Source organism: Bradyrhizobium sp. SRS-191 (genome assembly GCF_024586915.1).
Taxonomy (GTDB): Bacteria; Pseudomonadota; Alphaproteobacteria; order Rhizobiales; family Xanthobacteraceae; genus Bradyrhizobium.
Map to the genome: position 1 here is coordinate 34,690 of NZ_JANBVS010000026.1, position 14,153 is coordinate 48,842.

Consider the following 14,153-nt stretch of genomic DNA (forward strand, 5'->3'; position numbering starts at 1 on the left):
TATGAACACGCTCACTTTTGATGAATATTGGCTCGGCTATCTTGCTGGCCATGCCCGTCAACTCACTCGAGTTTTCCATTATTACGGGCTGTTTTTCGGGCAGCTGCTTGGCCTCTTGTTGTCATTTTACATTGCTTGGTGGCTGGCGCTTGTCGTTTGCCCGTTGAGCTACATGATTGCTTATTTCAGTCATGAGTTCGTTGAGGGCAACAGTAACAAGCCCTATGCGACAAGACCAATTTGGAGTGTCGTAAGTTTTTTTCGAATGCTTGCGCTTGAGCTCACAGGACGACTAAATACCCAAATCGTTCGGTTGACGCCTGCGCATTTTGCGGCGGAGCACCCGTGACGCAGCTGATCGCATTGCTCGTGGGGGCGTTTCTTGCGGTCGCAATTGCATTTCATTTTTACTGGGGGATTGGGGGCCAGTACGGTTGGAATGTCGCTGTGCCGCAGCGTGAGGACGAGACCCCGCTATTTGAGCCAACGGCTACCGCTACGCTGGCGGTGGCAGCCGCCCTTTCTGTCGTACTCGTTGCGCTGGTCGTCTATGTCATGCGCGTCAATGTGCAGCTACCACGTAGCCTGCTTCGATCGGTCATGGCTTTGTTCGGGGTAATATTCTTAGGGCGTGGATTGAGTTGGCACCCCTACATCGGACTATTCAAGGCGGTCCGCACGACGAACTTCGCCCGCAATGACACTCGCTTCTACAGCCCTGGCTGCATCGCCGCTGGGGTCGGCTTTCTCGTTCTGGCTTGGGAAGGCTGAAGGCCAGTCGGAATCGCCGTCGCTTTCGATGCCGGCTTGGGACAACGAGAGACGCCGCTATGAGAATGATTATTTTCACCGTCATGCTGCTCGGCGCCCTCCTTCGGCTCGGGCCAGCCACTGCCGAAGACGGCTTCCCAGCAGCGGAGTGGCAGCGCGTCAGCCCGGCGGAGTCGGGCTGGTCGGAGGCCGGATTGGCCGAGGCGCGCTCGTTTTCGGATCAGCTCCGCTCGAGCGCGGTCGTGATCGTTGAGCACGGAAAGGTGGTGGCCGAGTGGGGCGATACGACGAAGCCGATGGAGCTCGCGTCCATCCGCAAGAGCCTGCTCAGCGCCCTGATCGGCATCGCGGTGTCGGATCACCGGGTCAAGCTCGACAGCACGCTCGGCGAGCTCGGCATCGATGATCATCCGCCTGGCCTGAGCGAGATCGAGAAGGGCGCGACGGTGCGCGAACTCCTCGAAGCGCGTTCCGGAGTCTACCACGCGGCGCTGTATGAAACCCCGGACATGGCCAAGATGAGACCGCCGCGCGGGAGCCACCCGCCCGGCACCTTCTGGTACTACAACAATTGGGACTTCAACGCGCTCGGCACGATCTACGAGCACGCAACCGGCACCGGCATCTTCGAGGCGCTCGACCAGAAACTCGCAAAGCCGATCGGCATGCAGGACTACCGGCCACGGGATGGCAGCTACATCAGCGGCGAAGCATCGATCCACCCCGCTTATGCGATCCGCATGAGCGCACGGGATTTGGCGCGCTTTGCGCTTCTCTATCTTCACAAGGGAGATTGGGCCGGACGGCAGATCGTGCCGCAGGAGTGGGTGGAAGAGAGCACGCGCAGCTATTCGACGGCGACGTTCGGGTTTGGCTATGGCTATCTGTGGTGGATCGGCTTTATGGGCGGCGCCATGGCGCCGACGGTGACTTTGCCCGAGGGCAGCTTTTTGGCCCAAGGTGCAGGCGGTCAATTCGCCCTGGTCGTGCCCGCACTCGACCTGATCGTGGTGCATCGCGTCGACCGCGACACGCCCTATACCGAGCCATCCATGCGGAGCATGGGCAGACTGTTCTGGCTGATCCTCAAGGCTGGCGGCTACGATCCCGGGCCCGACGCCTCGCTCCGCGCAGCGACAGGCGAACGCCCGGCAGGTGAGACCCTGGCCGCAACTTTCAAGGGCATGACGATCAGCTTCGGTGCCAAGCTCAGGAATGGTCCGTTCACGATGCGCTTCGAGCCCGACGGCCGGATGACCTATCCGCACTGGGACGCGTCCCTTGGACCCGAAGCCGGGACATGGACGGTCGCGAACGACAAGCTCTGTCTCCTGGTCTCGGATGCCAGACGTCGCTGCTACTTTCCAGTGCTGAACGGTGATCGGATCGAACTGTTCGACCAGCTTGGTGTCATGCAGATCGCCGGGGTGGCGCTGCCTCAGTAATCCTTCGGGCGTCCGCCGGCTTTCGTTCGGTTGTGAATTTCGAAAGCGGACATCTGCCGGCCGGGGCCGGCATTGATCATAAGGGGATCTGGTCCGACGAGGGCCGCCTGTACCGTTCGACCACGCCGCATGCAAAAAGCGCAACGTCACGCCATGGTGAGTTATGGCAAACGGCTGGAGGGCTCCGGGCTGATTTGTGCCGATGACAAATCTCAATCGTTCTGCTACCTTAAGCTGCAGTTCATTGCGACGCCGCATTCAAGAGGCGAAAATGACCGAAGCAGCACCAGCGAAGGGCAGTGATCGGGCACCAAGCACTGGCGCCGCGCATGATCCAGAAAAACAACCTGACAAGGCCGAAATAAACGCGAAAACCTTCAGTGTCGAAATTCCGGATAGTGCCGGACACAAGGGTACGATCACAGTCAACGACAATGCTCCCATAGAGAGCATCATCATCACATACAGGGCTGCGCGCAATCTTGCTCATCATATCGCCAAGCGCGTGGTGAGGATAAACAAATTGGCGCCGCAAGAAGCGGTCCTCCTTCATAACGCGACAGAATTCGCGTCTCTCGGGGAATTGCGCGCCTTTCTAGCCATAAGAGACGACTTCGCGGCGCTATTCGATGCACTCCTCAAAGCGAAAGATCTTCTGCCGAAGCAAGAGGAGCCGCATCTAAAAACCTTAGTCGGAGAAATCGCGGCGGCGACCGCGCTCTTCAGCGGTCTGCTGAATACCGGACTTCAATTGTTCTCACTGTTTCGAACGGATCAGGATATCAAGAGCTTCAAAATCGACATTGAAGATCAGGTCTTTGCCGTCACGGTCGCGGGCCAACTCAAGCTGCTGTCCGAAGGAAAGTTCAAGGTTTTTCATTCGGCGACTGTACCCAGCCTGGCGACGGGGTCGGGCGTATTAAACAGCCTTCTACGTCTGGATGAAAAGCGAAGAGAGGTCGCTGAAGCCCTCGAAACACTCACCCGCGGGACTGCCAAGACGACGCCCTCGACAGACTCGAATGACTTGAAAGCCCAACTCGAGGCCTCGGCAATTCTGCAGCAGACATTAGCGCGGGCGCAACGACGTCTTGAACACGACAAGAGTGCTTCGGATCAAGCCGGCGCTGCTGATGACGGCAGAATAGATCCAGCCGTTACCCGCACTCAATTGATTGCCCGCATCACGAAAACCCTGGAGGCATTCGACGCCTTCAAGGAGGGATTGACCAAGGTCGACGACAAATCGGCAAGCAGCAGATTGTCACGGATACTTTCCGCGGAGAATTTGAGAGCTTGGCTGGACAAAGGCGCCTACATCCTGTGGGTCAAGCCCGTTGCGGCTGGCGGCATGTCGCACGCCAAGGTTTCGACAGGAAAGAGCGAGCTCTCCTACGGGGGTGGTGTTGTCGCCAGCTATGAAATCTTCAACGGGGACGGAGAGGTGGTTGAAGCCGATACCATTCCGCTCTACGGCGGAAAGGTCAGCGTGCCCGACCTTCCCTCTGTGACACTCGGCCTGGGGCCCTATGGTTTCAAGGACGGCAGTTTCGATGCCGACGGCGAAATTCCCGGCGAGATTCGCTATGGCGGCTTATTCGGCTAGCCGTCAGTCCTTGTGATCCCGCGTTTCCGTGCGCTGCCGGGCCATTGGAGCATGATCCGGAAAAGTGGAAACCGGCGTTCCGAAAGGGCATGCTCAAACAAGGAGTCGGGTCATGATGCGTTTCGCCGAAACGCATCATGATCTCGGAAGACATGTGACTCGGCCGCGCACTCGAAATCGCTTGCTTCGACGCAGGACGTTCATCCGCCACAGACGGGAATGTGGCGCTGTTGGGCAACCGCCAACGGCACCCGATACTCGACGGGATGGCCGTCCTGCCAAACGGTCACCCAGCTCTCTCCAGGAGCCTGCGTGTAGCAATAGACTGCAGCGGTTTTGGCACTGCCAGTCAGGGTCTTTCTGAAGTTCAGCGTCGACGCGCAACGCAACATGATGTCGGCGAGGTCGTCATCGTGGAGAGAGGCAATGTCCAGGTTCTCAAGCAGTTCTTTGAGCTTCTTGGGCTTAAGACGAGTGGGCTTGGATCGAGCTTTCTTTGACGGTGCCAAGGCTTCCTCCTCTTGCTTATCGGCCTATCAGATTGTCACGCAAACCAGCTTTCAGCTGTTCGTTCAGATGAAACTGCTCGGCGAGTGGGTTCAAGGACTTCTGGCCGGGTCCTAGCGGTCCAAAGGTAATGACGAGCTGATGGGTGCGGTCGCGACCCGTATTGAACAGCTTGCTGGATTGATTGACCGAACCGGTGGTGAATTTCCACGCTGGCGTGATGTCCCCGGAAACGCTCTCTTTGATCGACACGGTCTGCGTGAGAACGTTTTTTGCTCCCGCTACGGGGACAGTTCCTGGCGAGTCCGCCAAACGAAGCTGGACGATTTGACTACGCGACCACAGCAATTCCACAACCCGGAGGTCGATGTCGACGAGAAGCGAGCCCTCTTTTCCGCCTTCCGGGTATCGGCATGGTCGCTCAGTCGAACCGAGCTTGAAGGCGGCTGGCTTGTACAGATCGGCAACCGTGTAAAAAATGTTGAACTTGTTCGCGTTGGTCGCGGTAAAGCCGCCGCCGATGCCGCCGCCGAGCGTGAAGACCGCGGATGCCGGAGATACCGGCGCCCAGAGCCCCGATGAGGCGAGACCCGTGTTTGCGGTAACTGTCAGGTCCGCCGCAACCTCGACGCCCCAACCATACAAGAAGTCAGCGTATTGTCTGCGATTCGGTCGAAGCTTGGACTGCGCGACATCTGTTTCGATCACGGTCGTGACGGCGTAGCTCAGCTCGCAAACGATGCTGCGAACGAGAACCGTATTCATATTGGCGACATCGCCAGTCCCGTCATTGGGCCAGTCCCGCTGACTGGGGATGAAAGTGCCGCAGCCCGTCACCAGGACGCAGAGCGACACGACGAACAAACGCAAAGGCCTCATCGAAAAAACTCCGATTGGCGATTGATCGAACAAAGAGGTGGCTCAAGCCGGGAAACAAGATCAGTTTATAGATGCGTTTCTAATTAGCTCGACGTTATCTGTGGCCAGCCGTAGAGTCTGTGACCAGAATGCAACATCGTCGCAATCTTTAGTTGTGTCAAGATTGCTGCCAATTGGATGGGGGCGTTTCAGGCGTGGATAGCCGTTTGCCGAATTTGCGCAGAGATCGCGTCGACCAGCTTGGCCTCATGCAGATCGCCGGGGTGGCGCTGCCTCAGCGATCATGGCCAGCTTGAAGAAGACCGTCCGCTCTTTGGGAAGTCGCGGACCTCAAAATCAGAAGTGAACCCGATTACAGGGAGGTCAGCGACCTCCGCGCCATCGAAAGCAGGCCCATCGACCAGCAGACCGGGCATCCTCGAAAGGCGATCAAGGATACGAGCCCCAGAGCGACGGAGCCTAGGACTGCAGGCCAACCTGCACCTGTCCCGACCCACACCGCCGTTGAGAGAGATGCAATTCCGACAAGACCTCGGACAAGGTGCTCGGTGAGTGAACTGCTGGCGAACATTTTTAATCCTCAGCGCGTCATATATTCACGCACGAGCGCCCGGCCGCGATGCAGTCGGGCCTTCACGGTTTCCCGGGTCAGCTCCAGCGATTGCGCGATTTCGCCAATCGTCATTTCGTCCACATCCCGCAAGATGAGCACCTGCCGGTAGTGGCTCGGCAGCGATTGGATCGCGGCAGCTATATCGATGCGAAGTTCCGATTCTGGCCTGTTCGCAAGCTGCAGGTCGTTTTCCAGGGAAGAGACGTCATCGGGAATGCCAATATGCTGCTTTGCCAATCTCAAGCAGGTTCGATGAACGATCTGAAAAAGCCAGATCGAAAAGGCTCCGGCTCGTTGGAGACGGCCGATGCGGCGGTACACGATCCATAACGTTTCCTGAACCGCGTCTTCCACATCGCTTGTCGTGCGGCAGGTTCTCCGCGCGTACCGGCGTATGTCGGGCTGCGACAGTTTGAGCAGGGTCAGGATGGCGTCAGCGTCCCCGCCGATTGCCGCTTCCATCGTGCTCGGCGATAAGAGACGAGTGCTCATGGTTCGGCGCGCAGCTTTCGGCCCGCGACTGCGCAAGCCGGGCAGTATCCGAAAACGCCCGTCAGCGCAGTCATGACTCCGACACCGACGATCAGGTATCCGACGGGCATACCTTTAAGTCCGAGCAGCCCACAAGCGATCATCATTGCCCCGGCTAACAGCCGGACCCAACTTTCCCATCCAGCCACATTCTTCCTGTAAAGCATCGTCACCTCCTGCCTTAGTCGCGTCGTTTCTGACGCTCCGGAGACATAGAGGCTTGAAAGCCGAGAAACGGTTCGCGGCTCCGGAAAAAAATCTGAGTCAGGCTGGGACAAAAGCTGGCGGTCGGCGGGCGGCGGGCGGCGTGAAAAGGTCTGCTGTCTATAGCTGCCTTCTGGTAGCCGATGGCTTGCTTCCGGTTGAGCCTCGGGAGCGGACCTCGCCGGGGGGCGATCAGAGGTCCGGTATGGGCCAGAAGCGGCCTATCGGCCCTTTGATTGCTGACTTCCGGTCATGCCCCATGAGCGGACATACCCAGCGCGGGCGGCAAGGTACGGAATGGGCCAGGTTAGGCGGCACTCCCTAAAGCCGTACTCATTCTTCACGCAAACTGCGCTGTTCAGAAGGTCCATTTGCTTCTGCGCAAAATCCTTGGACCATGCGAGCACCTTTGCGTCTTGAACCGCTTCCAACTTCGTACCGTGCACAGGATCGTCTTGCAGCCGGCCGAGGACGATGCCGTGGCCAACGCCGGTGCGGGTGCATCTTTTGGCGTCGACAACAATCTTCAAGGTCCTAACATCGATATCGCCCTTGATCACGCGATCGATCCGCGCCCTCATAACGACCATCTGGCTGACTCCGTCGTTGCTTAGGACCGTCTCGTCCTGGATTGTCGCTTCGACGATGACCGGGGCATCAATATCGGTCGGGACTTGTTCGAATGTGATGGCCCGCAGAGCCTCTGGCATGCAAGGAGCTGTGGCGGCAACCGCGCCTGTGCAAGCAGTCGAGTAAACGGCCCACAGGACGGCCCATCTTCGCAGGTCGGCAAGCGATGTCTTCATCATTGCACAATGGTGCCAATTCATTGCGACGTCTGCAATGGGTCAAAAGCGGTCCCGACCTTCCGCGCTCGCCAACGCCCGGTTGCACCCAACTAGCGAGCGTTGCCGACGCCGGCCGAGAGGTCAGAGATGGGCCACTAAGCCACATTGCGATGTGACCGTTCAACGGCCCGCTTTAACGCAAACATCGAACCTGGCGCGAACACAGATCAAGCCCCAGTGAGCGCGCGCTCGATTTGCGAACCTTTGGCGGTGACTGCGTGACCCACGTAGACAAAGACGTGTGAGCTATGCGTCGGTAAATCGCGACTGAAGCTTAGTGTGGCATCCTACTCTCGTCGAGTTCGTTGTTCACTGGCATATTTGACTGGTGAAAGTCCACCGCAAGCGCAGCAGGTAATGAAGGTGCCTCGCGAAAGCAAGACGTCGTGGTCCGGAGCGGCTCTTTGGGCTGCCTGCGATCCTTCCGTGTGGTTTTGCGTTTTCATTTTCGCAGAATACTGGAAGGTTGGTTTGATCCTTTTGGCCATTCTCGCAAGCGTAGCACTGATATCGGGACTAATGGTTTTGTGGGCAAGCCGCTGGGACAGTTGAGCCCAGGCCAGACACGACCGCGCTCACTTCACGAGCGGTCAAAAGGTGCCCCCTTTGCTTAGACATCGCGCCAGTCAGTTCCGATGTCGGCTTCGGGTCAAAAGCTGCCTTCCGGCAGTGCGGTGACCTGCTTCCGGTTGAAGCCCGAATGCGGACATCCACGGTGCCCGGCATCGTGTTCGCTAGTCGTCCTGCGGTTGACAGCAGATGCGGCGAGACCCTCGCACGGCGCCGCGCACCGGCCTCTTCGCCGCTTGAGATAAACGAGACCGCGCCCGGCGCTCGGGTCGGTCTTCTGGATCGGACCTAGACCGGCTTGCCCGAGCCGTGGAACAGCCGGCCCTTCTCCGTGATCAGCACGATGACCAGCGCTGTCGCGGTGCAGGCGAGGAAGCCGGTGGCGAAGGGCAGCGGCGTGCCGTCGAAGGCCTGGCCGACCAGGGCTCCGGCGGCCATGCCGAGCAGCGTGGTGATCGAGCCGTACAGCGAGGAGGCAGTGCCGGCATTGGCGCGCTGCGGCTCCATCGCCAGCGCAGTGAAGTTCGCGAACATCAGGCCGAACGAGAACATCATCCCGGCCGACAGGATCATGAACAGCCACAGCGGCAGCATGCCCAGCATCGCGGTGCTGAAGCAGACCAGCGCAATGAGGACGGCGCCGACCAAGGCGCCATGCGAGATCATGCGCATGCCGAGCCGGCCGACGAGGCGGGCATTCAGAAAGCCGGCGACCGCGATGGTCACCGCGATCGCTGCGAAGGCGAGAGGGAAGTAGCGACCGAGCCCGTAGAAGCCGGTGAACAGCTGCTGCGACGACAGCACGTAGCCGAGCACGGCGCCGAAGATGCCGCTCGCGGCCAGCGCGTAGCCCAGCGTCTGGCGATTGGTCAGCGTGGCGCGGAAGGCGCCGCTGATGGCGGCGACGGAGAACGGCTTGCGCTCATTGTCCGGCAGCGTCTCGGGCAGGCGGAAGACGGTCCACAGCAGCGCGACGATGCCGTAGACGGTCAGCACCACGAAGATGCCGCGCCATTGCGTCAGCAGCATCACGGCCTGGCCGAAGGCGGGCGCGATCACGGGAATGGCGATGAACACCATCATGGCGAGCGAGACGACGCTGGCCATGCGGCGGCCCGCATAGCAGTCGCGCACGATCGAGGTCGCGATCACGCGAGTCGCGGCGGTGCCGAGGCCTTCCAGGGCGCGCGCCAGCAGCAGCGTCTCGAACGACGGCGCGGCGATCGCGAGCAGACTGGCGATGACGTACAGCACCATGCCGCCGAGCAGCACCGGGCGGCGGCCGAAACTGTCGGACAGCGGACCGATGGCGAACTGGCCGAAGCCGAATCCGATGATGAAGGCCGACAGCACCATCTGCACCCGGTTGGCGGAGCCGATGTGGAAGGCCGAGCCGATCTCCGGCAGCGCCGGCAGCATCATGTCCATGGCCAGCGGATTCAGCGCCATGATCGCGGCGATGACGATCACGAACTCGGTGAAGGCCATCGGCCGGTGGCGGACGATCTCGATGGTGTCGGCACTGGTATCAGCCAAGGCGCAGGCCTTCCGTCGTATATCTGGGGCAGCGGGGGTGATGCTCATCTGTACCGGACTTGCTGCGGCGCACAAGGCGTGTTTCGGAATGGCTGGTCATCGGCCTTTTGCGGCCGCGCTGGCGCGATTGTGACCGGGTGTGAGCCGGTGAAAATTGCGCCGGTCCGGCGGCGATGGTAACGCGCGTGTGATCCTCTCGCGGGGTTCGGCGCGCATGAAGACCTACAAGATCGTCGTCTATGTCCCCACCGCCGACGCTGAGGCCGTGCGCAATGCCATGGGCGAGGCCGGGGCCGGGCGGATCGGCAACTACGATTACTGCTCGTTTACCATGACGGGCACCGGCCGCTTCCGGCCGCTCGCCGGCCCCCATCCGGCCATCGGCGCCGTCGGCCGATTGGAGACGGTCGCGGAGGATCGCATCGAGACCGTGTGCGCGGAGGACCGGCTGAAACCCGTGCTGAAAGCGATCCGGGCCGCGCATCCTTATGAGGAGCCGGCGATCGACGTCTATCCGATCGAAATGGTGGATTAGCATGCGGGCATTTGGATCCGTTCGCGCAGGGCTCGCGGCCGCCATCATCGCGCTCTCCTCTCCGGCCGCCATGGCGCAGGACGCGGCGCCGGCCGACAAGATCTCGGCGTTCCGCCTCCAGCATGGCGAGGGCCGCGTCACGCGCGACGCCGTGCTCGACCGGATCGCCATGGAGCAGGCGCGGGCGATGGCCGAGAAGGACGATCTCAGCCACGAGGTGCTCGGCCCGTTCACGCGCCGCGTCGCGCCGTCGAAGGCCGGCCGCGCCGCCGAGAACATCGCCTATGGCTACGACAATTTCGACAAGACGCTCGGGCAGTGGATCAACTCGGCCGGCCATCGCAAGAATCTGCTGCTGCCGAAGGCCACCAAGGTCGGCATCGCCAGCGCCAGGAACGCGAGCGGCAAGCGCACTTATTGGGCGATGGTGATCGCGGGCGACTACGACACCGACAAGCCGAAGGGCAGTCCGAAGACCAAGGGCAAGCCGGCCGTGGCGCAGGCGAAAGCCGAAGCGAAGCCGCAGACGACGCGCTGGGGCGCCAAGCCGCCGGCCGCCAAGGACTGCCATCTCGCCATCAAGGTGATCGGGCTCTGCATCTGAGGCGCGCGGCCCTGAGTCGCAACGCCCGCCCTGTTTGCAACCATCACGCTCTTGTGCGCAGCCGCGCCGTTGATCGCGCGAGATTGGTTGTGTATGCAATTTCAGGTTGCCGTTGTGGCAGCCGTTCTCGTCAATTTTTTCAACTCATTTCCAATGGAGATAGTCATGTCAGTCATCGATAAGGATTCCGCCGTCAGCACCAATCCGCAGACCGCGTCGGCGTCCTATCCGTGGACGCTCACTTCCTATGAGGAGCAGGGCAATCTGTGGCTGAAGTGGAGCACGGGTGCTCCATTCCGCGCCCAGCAGGGGCAGATCGCCGTCTATAACAGCGGCTTCCCCGCCGATCCGCAGAAGGAGCGCAAGGCCTGGTCGTGGGACAACGAGCACGGTGGCGGCTCCGGCTGGGACACCGGCCTGCGCTACGGCTCCGACTGGCACTGCGCCTGGATCGCCGAGAAGAGCCCGAACGGGCCCTACACCTACGTCGTCAAGCTCATCACCAAGCTCAGCTGATCGCTGCGGGATGGGATGCGGGCGGCGTCGCCCGCATCCTCGTCCTGCGCGAGGCCTCAGCGCGGCTGCTTCTTCAGGTGCAGGTAGCCGGGGTCGAACTCGCCGACCACGCAGAGCCGCGGCCAGTTGTGCATCGTCAGCGTGCCGCTGCGGAAGTCCACGGCGCGGCTGGCGCGGAGTTCGACGAGGGTGCGGTTGACGGTTGCGATCGCCATGCCCAGGGCTTCGCCGAGTTGGACGAGGCTGAGCGGCAGGCGCAGCTGATCATCATGCACATGGCCCAGCGCACGGGCGCGATAGAACAGCTCGCAGAACAGATGCGCCATGCGTGCCGGCTTGGACCGCGCGCTGTTGTTGGTGATAGCCTCGCGGAAGATCGAGGCATCGATCAGGGTCTCGCGCCAGATCGCGAAGCCGAGCGCCGGCCGCCGGGTGATGGCGCGCGTCAGCTCCTTATGCAGGATGCCCGCGATCACCGCCGGACCGATCGCGCAAACCGCATGATCCATGCGGTCGAGGAACAGCGCCTGCGCATCGGGCCAGTCGCCGGCCATGTGAAACGAGAGATACTGGCGGCCGCCGCCCCGGAGCAAATGATAGCGCGCCACCCATCCCGAGATCACGACCACGGACCGGTCCGGCTCGTCGCCCTGGCGGATGAGGTCCTCCTGGTCGGCCAGCTCGCGTGGTGCGAAGCTGAAATCCCTGATCTCGGCGATGTCGTCGGCTGACAGCCGGGAATGCTCCTTGAGCTTGTTCACGACGATCTTGTCGGCCTCGATCTTGTCGGCATCGGTCTTGTCGGAAGCCATGGGAAGTCGCGCCCGTTGATCTCTGGACGTATCAAATGAGACGACGCACTCGATAGTTCCTATTAAAGTCGGTATGGTATCAGGGGATGCGGATGGAGTTGCCGGTCGCCGCATCGGGAGAACAGCCGTGCCCCACATCGCGTTCCTCTACCGGCTTCGCCGATTGTTCGGCGGCAACGAGCCGCACCTCGAGACGATCGCCGCCGCGCTGAGCGACGGGCGGCTGAAGCAGCCCGCGCATCCGATGTCCGATCAGGAGCTGTCGCGCGCGATCCGCGAATTCCAGAGCCTGCCGCCCTCGGAGGCAAGCTTGAAGAAGCTGGCCCAGCGGCTCGGCGACCCCGATCCCAGCTAGTCCCGGTGGCCGGCGTCGCCGTGTCCCCCGGAGGAACCCGGCTTGGCAAGTCCTCCCGAGTCGCGCATCACTAGGGGATGCTCGACCTTCTCACCCGTCACTGGGTTGCCGGCGCCGTGTTCATGGCCGCCGCGCTGCTGGCCCTGGTGCCGCTGCTCGCGGCCGACTGGCCGCTGGCGCTGCTGCTGATCTTCCTGCATTCGCCGGGCTATATGATCCACCAGGTCGAGGAGCACACCGGCGACCGCTTCCGCCGCTTCGTCAACAACGTCATGTTCGGCGGCCGCGAGGCGCTGACCACCGGCGACGTGCTCTGGGTCAATTGCGGCGCCGTCTGGGGCATCGATCTGGCCGCGCTGTACGTGGCGTGGATCGCGGGGCCCGCCTGGGCGCTGGTCGCGCCCTACCTGATGCTGGTCAACTCGCTCGGCCATATCGGTCCGGCCCTGCGCTTCCGCAGCTACAATCCCGGCCTCGTCACCGGGATCATCCTGTTCATTCCGCTCGGCCTCGTGACCGTGCTGGTCATACCCGCCACGATGGCGCAGCACTTGCTCGGCTTCGGCCTGTCGCTGCTGCTCCACATCATCATCGCGGCCAATGCCATCCGGCGCGCCTCGCACGCCGCGGTGGCGTGAAGCGCGCGGTCTATTCGCCCGGCACGAGGTGGACGGTTGTCAGCGGCGGCATCGGCCGCCGCAATTTGCGCCGGGAGACATAGAGCAGCACGCCGGTCACCGCGAACAGCGGCATCAGCGCGGCGGCGAGCATGAACAGCAACTGCCCCGGCCAGCCCAGGATGCTGCCGCGATGGATGTCGAGGATGCGCGCCAGCACGCGCTCGCCCGTCGTCTTGTCGGCATAGCGTTCGGCGGAGATCAGCCGGCCGGTCGCGCCGTCGATGCGGAATTCGTCGCGACGGCCGTCATTCTGCTCGCTCGGCCAGGTGCGCACGCGCAACCCCGTCCCGCCGCCTGCGGGCAGGGTCAGCTGCATCACCGCGAACCGATCGCCAACCTGCTCGCGCAGCGTCGCCCAGACGAGGTCGAGCGCGAGGGGCTTGGCCTCGGCTGCGGGGCTCGCCCCGCCGCGCGCGGCCTTGCCGGGCATCTGTGTCTGGGAGGCCGGCGCAAGCAGCCATGTCAGCCCGTCCTTGTACCAGGCATAGGAATAGGTCAGTCCGGTCAGCGCGATCACCAGATAGACCGGCAGCACCCAGGTGCCGACGACGCTGTGCAGCGAGCGATGCAGGCCGCGGCCGCTGAGGCCGAGCTGAGGCTTCAGCCAGGCGTTCGCGCTGCTCGCGCGCTTCGGCCAGCGCAGCACGATCCCGGTGATCAGCAGCACGACCAGGCCGAGCACGGCGGCTCCGGTGATCTGCCGGCCCGCGCCGTTGCCGTCGCCCGGCAGCAGCAGCCAGCGATGCAAATGACGCACGGTGGTGAAGAAGCTCTCGCCGCTGGGCTCGCCGAGCACGCGGCCGTCATAGGGATCGACCAGCAGCGAGGAGGGGCGGCCGCCGTCGCCGTTGCGCGCGAAGCGGATGCGCGCGGCGGCCGAGGGATCGCGCGACAGCGTGATCGCGGCGACCTTGCCGAGCTCCGGATCCGCCTGCAGCCGTGCGACGAGCTCGGCCGGCGTCAGCGGCGCTTCGGTGCGCGGAGCGACATGCGCGAGCGAGCTGTTGAGAGCAGCCTGGATCTCGTCCTCGAAGCCCATGATGGCGCCGGTGAGGCCCATCAGGGAGAGGATCAGCGCGGCCACGAGTCCGAGGATGGAGTGGATCTGCAGCAGCGCTGGCTTGATGCGGATGGGCGTCAC

Annotated in this window: 17 protein-coding genes; 9 read left to right on the top strand and 8 right to left on the bottom strand. The window is 62.3% G+C overall.

What is annotated here, in order from left to right; translation table 11 throughout:
• The first annotated feature begins 1 nt into the window (after position 1).
• The 4 genes from NLR35_RS31095 to NLR35_RS31110 all read left to right on the top strand — a co-directional run bounded on the left by NLR35_RS31095 (position 2) and on the right by NLR35_RS31110 (position 3,822).
• Positions 2-349, top strand: a complete 348-nt coding sequence (locus tag NLR35_RS31095; protein WP_257170361.1) for a DUF962 domain-containing protein — start codon at positions 2-4, stop codon at positions 347-349.
• Entirely contained in the window at positions 346-771 is a 426-nt protein-coding gene (locus tag NLR35_RS31100; protein WP_257170362.1) for a DUF3995 domain-containing protein, read from the top strand. Before NLR35_RS31095 ends, NLR35_RS31100 begins: the two co-directional genes overlap by 4 nt.
• Positions 772-965: 194 nt before the next feature.
• A complete protein-coding gene (locus tag NLR35_RS31105) occupies positions 966-2,216 on the top strand; it encodes a serine hydrolase (RefSeq protein WP_257170363.1) in 1,251 nt (416 codons plus the stop codon).
• Between the two features lie 271 nt (positions 2,217-2,487).
• Positions 2,488-3,822 carry a hypothetical protein gene (locus NLR35_RS31110; RefSeq protein ID WP_257170364.1) on the top strand — a complete coding sequence of 445 codons (1,335 nt, stop codon included), beginning with the start codon at positions 2,488-2,490 and terminating at the stop codon, positions 3,820-3,822.
• A gap of 200 nt (positions 3,823-4,022) precedes the next feature.
• Here NLR35_RS31110 and NLR35_RS31115 read toward each other — a convergent pair whose 3' ends face one another.
• From NLR35_RS31115 to NLR35_RS31140, 6 genes are all read right to left on the bottom strand, one after another.
• A complete protein-coding gene (locus tag NLR35_RS31115; RefSeq protein WP_257170365.1) occupies positions 4,023-4,331 on the bottom strand; it encodes a hypothetical protein in 309 nt (102 codons plus the stop codon).
• 16 nt (positions 4,332-4,347) lie between these two features.
• Positions 4,348-5,208, bottom strand: a complete 861-nt coding sequence (locus NLR35_RS31120) for a hypothetical protein (RefSeq protein ID WP_257170366.1) — start codon at positions 5,206-5,208, stop codon at positions 4,348-4,350.
• A 580-nt stretch (positions 5,209-5,788) separates the two neighbouring features.
• A complete protein-coding gene (locus NLR35_RS31125) occupies positions 5,789-6,313 on the bottom strand; it encodes an RNA polymerase sigma factor (protein WP_257170367.1) in 525 nt (174 codons plus the stop codon).
• On the bottom strand, positions 6,310-6,519 hold the full coding sequence (locus NLR35_RS31130; protein WP_257170368.1) for a DUF2892 domain-containing protein: 210 nt from the start codon (positions 6,517-6,519) through the stop codon (positions 6,310-6,312). The genes NLR35_RS31125 and NLR35_RS31130 overlap by 4 nt, the downstream gene beginning before the upstream one ends.
• Before the next feature lie 258 nt (positions 6,520-6,777).
• Complete coding sequence (locus NLR35_RS31135) at positions 6,778-7,266, bottom strand: hypothetical protein (protein ID WP_257170369.1); 489 nt, start codon at positions 7,264-7,266, stop codon at positions 6,778-6,780.
• Positions 7,267-8,262: 996 nt separating this feature from the next.
• The gene (locus NLR35_RS31140) at positions 8,263-9,558 is read right to left on the bottom strand and encodes a multidrug effflux MFS transporter (RefSeq protein ID WP_257170370.1); all 1,296 of its coding nucleotides are present in this window, start codon (positions 9,556-9,558) and stop codon (positions 8,263-8,265) included.
• 166 nt (positions 9,559-9,724) lie between these two features.
• Between NLR35_RS31140 and NLR35_RS31145 the strand changes: the two genes are divergently transcribed.
• The 3 genes from NLR35_RS31145 (at position 9,725) to NLR35_RS31155 (ending at position 11,165) form a co-directional block, all read left to right on the top strand.
• Positions 9,725-10,045 carry a YqfO family protein gene (locus NLR35_RS31145; protein ID WP_257170371.1) on the top strand — a complete coding sequence of 107 codons (321 nt, stop codon included), beginning with the start codon at positions 9,725-9,727 and terminating at the stop codon, positions 10,043-10,045.
• A gap of 1 nt (position 10,046) precedes the next feature.
• A complete protein-coding gene (locus NLR35_RS31150; protein ID WP_257170372.1) occupies positions 10,047-10,649 on the top strand; it encodes a CAP domain-containing protein in 603 nt (200 codons plus the stop codon).
• A 165-nt stretch (positions 10,650-10,814) separates the two neighbouring features.
• On the top strand, positions 10,815-11,165 hold the full coding sequence (locus NLR35_RS31155) for a hypothetical protein (RefSeq protein ID WP_257170373.1): 351 nt from the start codon (positions 10,815-10,817) through the stop codon (positions 11,163-11,165).
• 56 nt (positions 11,166-11,221) lie between these two features.
• Here the strand turns inward: NLR35_RS31155 and NLR35_RS31160 are convergent, their stop codons facing one another.
• Positions 11,222-11,947 (bottom strand): Crp/Fnr family transcriptional regulator, encoded by a 726-nt coding sequence (locus NLR35_RS31160; protein WP_257170417.1) that lies wholly within the window; start codon positions 11,945-11,947, stop codon positions 11,222-11,224.
• 157 nt (positions 11,948-12,104) lie between these two features.
• On the opposite strand from NLR35_RS31160, the gene NLR35_RS31165 reads away from it, so the two are divergent.
• Positions 12,105-12,332 carry a hypothetical protein gene (locus NLR35_RS31165; RefSeq protein WP_257170374.1) on the top strand — a complete coding sequence of 76 codons (228 nt, stop codon included), beginning with the start codon at positions 12,105-12,107 and terminating at the stop codon, positions 12,330-12,332.
• A gap of 77 nt (positions 12,333-12,409) precedes the next feature.
• Positions 12,410-12,970: an HXXEE domain-containing protein gene (locus tag NLR35_RS31170; protein ID WP_257170375.1), complete on the top strand. Its 561-nt coding sequence runs from the start codon at positions 12,410-12,412 to the stop codon at positions 12,968-12,970.
• Between the two features lie 10 nt (positions 12,971-12,980).
• On the opposite strand, the gene NLR35_RS31175 is transcribed toward NLR35_RS31170, so the two are convergent.
• Positions 12,981-14,153 carry a PepSY-associated TM helix domain-containing protein gene (locus NLR35_RS31175; protein WP_257170376.1) on the bottom strand — a complete coding sequence of 391 codons (1,173 nt, stop codon included), beginning with the start codon at positions 14,151-14,153 and terminating at the stop codon, positions 12,981-12,983.

Bases quoted from the DNA above. Each gene is read 5' to 3' on its own strand.
- NLR35_RS31095 (WP_257170361.1), top strand. From the start codon at position 2: ATGAACACGCTCACTTTTGATGAATATTGGCTCGGCTATCTTGCTGGC.
- NLR35_RS31110 (WP_257170364.1), top strand. From the start codon at position 2,488: ATGACCGAAGCAGCACCAGCGAAGGGCAGTGATCGGGCACCAAGCACT.
- NLR35_RS31120 (WP_257170366.1), bottom strand. From the start codon at position 5,208: ATGAGGCCTTTGCGTTTGTTCGTCGTGTCGCTCTGCGTCCTGGTGACG.
- NLR35_RS31125 (WP_257170367.1), bottom strand. From the start codon at position 6,313: ATGAGCACTCGTCTCTTATCGCCGAGCACGATGGAAGCGGCAATCGGC.
- NLR35_RS31130 (WP_257170368.1), bottom strand. From the start codon at position 6,519: ATGCTTTACAGGAAGAATGTGGCTGGATGGGAAAGTTGGGTCCGGCTG.
- NLR35_RS31135 (WP_257170369.1), bottom strand. From the start codon at position 7,266: ATGCCAGAGGCTCTGCGGGCCATCACATTCGAACAAGTCCCGACCGAT.
- NLR35_RS31140 (WP_257170370.1), bottom strand. From the start codon at position 9,558: ATGAGCATCACCCCCGCTGCCCCAGATATACGACGGAAGGCCTGCGCC.
- NLR35_RS31145 (WP_257170371.1), top strand. From the start codon at position 9,725: ATGAAGACCTACAAGATCGTCGTCTATGTCCCCACCGCCGACGCTGAG.
- NLR35_RS31150 (WP_257170372.1), top strand. From the start codon at position 10,047: ATGCGGGCATTTGGATCCGTTCGCGCAGGGCTCGCGGCCGCCATCATC.
- NLR35_RS31155 (WP_257170373.1), top strand. From the start codon at position 10,815: ATGTCAGTCATCGATAAGGATTCCGCCGTCAGCACCAATCCGCAGACC.
- NLR35_RS31170 (WP_257170375.1), top strand. From the start codon at position 12,410: ATGCTCGACCTTCTCACCCGTCACTGGGTTGCCGGCGCCGTGTTCATG.